Raw genomic sequence first — 2,158 nt, 5'->3', positions numbered from 1 at the left:
GTGCGACGTGAGGTCGTATGAAGCGCTGTTCACCGCTCAACGAGTGAACCATCTGTATCACCAGATGAACCTAGGACTCTGAATAAAGTAGCGAGTCTGACAATGTAACGAAGGTTGGTATTTGCCAATCGGGATTGAAATCGTGAGAGTACGATCCTCCTGATAACCACATAAATCGGGTGAGTGCTAGGTAGTCAGCATGATGAACAAATGTGAATCCGTCCAAGGTGCGTTATACGATGAATCAGCGAAAGTGGTTAATACGCTGTAGCCAAAAGGCATGAGAGTCGGAAAGAGATTGCCCCATGCTCTTTCGTGATCGCTGAACTCTCCGCACCATAGCGGGCATCTAAACTGACATTGCGTGACATACGGAACACGGTAAGCCTGTATTACTCCCTCTGGGAAAGCCGCTGTGGCCGATAGTGATGCAGGTAGAGGATGTTGGAAAAAGCGAAGGCTGCATTGTAACGACGCAGATACAGATCCCTATCTGACACGAAAGTGAGCTGACTTCCGACTGGTCTTCCGTTGCAAGAGAATTTGAAGAACTTTATTCAAGGAGAAATGCAAATGATGATTTCAAAAGAGATTAGTGCCTCTCCTGACAGCGCTCAATGGCAATCAATAAATTGGAAAGCCGTTGAATCCCATGTTTTAAAGCTTCAGATGCGTATTGCAAAGGCAACACGAGAAGGTAAACACGGCAAAGCGAAAGCGTTGCAGTGGATACTGACTCACTCGCGTTCAGCAAAACTTCTTGCTGTTAAGCGGGTATCACAAAACAAAGGCAGTAAAACGCCTGGAATAGACGGCGTTATCTGGAACACAGATACGCGCCGTATGAAAGCAGTCAATCAATTGAGCAGAAAAGCTTATCAAGCCAAACCGCTCAAGCGTATCTACATCCCCAAGAAAAACGGCAAACTCAGACCACTAGGTATCCCTTGCATGGTTGATAGAGCGCAGCAAGCGCTTCATCTTCTTGCACTGGAGCCAGTATCAGAAACACTTGCCGATCCCAATAGCTACGGCTTTAGACCCAATAGAAGTACTGCTGATGCAATTGCTCAGTGTTTCATCTGTTTAAGTCAAAAGAAATCCGCGCAATGGGTTCTTGAGGGAGACATCAAAGCCTGTTTCGATAAGATCGGACATCAATGGCTTATGAATAACATTGCCGTAGATAAACGAATGTTGGAACAATGGTTAAAATCTGGTTTTATGGACAAAGGATTGTTCTATCGCACTGACGAGGGAACGCCACAAGGCGGGGTCATATCTCCGACCTTGATGCTAATGACTCTTGCAGGGCTTGAGCAACGCATAAAGTCTACTGCACTCAAAAAAGGTGCCAGAGCCAACTTTATTGGATACGCCGACGATTTCGTCGTCACTTGTGCTTCAAAGGAAGTGCTGGAGAACGATATCAAGCCGTTGATTGCTGATTTCTTAGCAGAAAGAGGCTTAACACTCTCCGAAGAGAAAACGCACATTACCCATATCAGCCGTGGTTTTGATTTCTTAGGTTTTAATCATAGGAAGTACAAAGGGAAATTGCTCATTAAACCGAGCAAATCCAACACACTGCTGTTCTTGAGTAACTTGCGCGAACTCATCAAAAAGCACGCAACTATCCCCGTTAACGATTTAATCAAGTTGATAAATCCGAAACTCAGGGGCTGGTCGAATTACTATCGGCACTGCGTGGCTAAACAGGTATTCGGATATATAGGTCACAAGCTATTCCATACGTTATGGTACTGGGCAAAAAGGCGTCATCCAACAAAATCGAGAACTTGGATCGCTCTTAAATACTTCATCAACCGTCAAGGTCAATGGCAATTTCACGGTTGGCAGAAGATCATGAATATGGATTGTCAGTTCAATCTGTTTCAAATAACCAAGGTGCCAATAGAGAGACATGTGAAAATCAGGAGTGCCGCTACGCCTTTTGATCCTCAATACCAAGAGTACTTGGCAAAGAGAAAGTCAAAGAGGCAATGTCGTAACTCTTGGCATGAGCCTACTCTCACTGCTTTATAAGTTGCTGGGTGCCATCAGGTGCCTTTGTGAAGGCTTGAGCTTAGTGCGGTGAAAGTTGCACGCTGGGTTCTTAGAGGGACGACACTTGGTAACAGGTGTCGTCTACTCGACA

Annotated in this window: 1 protein-coding gene; it reads left to right on the top strand. The window is 45.3% G+C overall.

Annotation, left to right across the window (positions count from 1 at the left end; translation table 11 throughout):
- Positions 1-573: 573 nt before the first annotated feature.
- Positions 574-2,046, top strand: a complete 1,473-nt coding sequence (gene ltrA / locus L3V30_RS23890; protein WP_237310148.1) for a group II intron reverse transcriptase/maturase — start codon at positions 574-576, stop codon at positions 2,044-2,046.
- Positions 2,047-2,158 lie beyond the last annotated feature (112 nt).

The organism is Vibrio sp. A1-1 (assembly GCF_021728175.1).
GTDB lineage: Bacteria > Pseudomonadota > Gammaproteobacteria > Enterobacterales > Vibrionaceae > Vibrio > Vibrio diabolicus.
The sequence above is the reverse complement of the archived record's forward strand: the minus strand, read 5'-3'. Positions and strand labels throughout refer to the sequence as shown.

Excerpts from the sequence above, each read along its gene's own strand:
- ltrA (WP_237310148.1), top strand. The coding sequence starts at position 574 with ATGATGATTTCAAAAGAGATTAGTGCCTCTCCTGACAGCGCTCAATGG.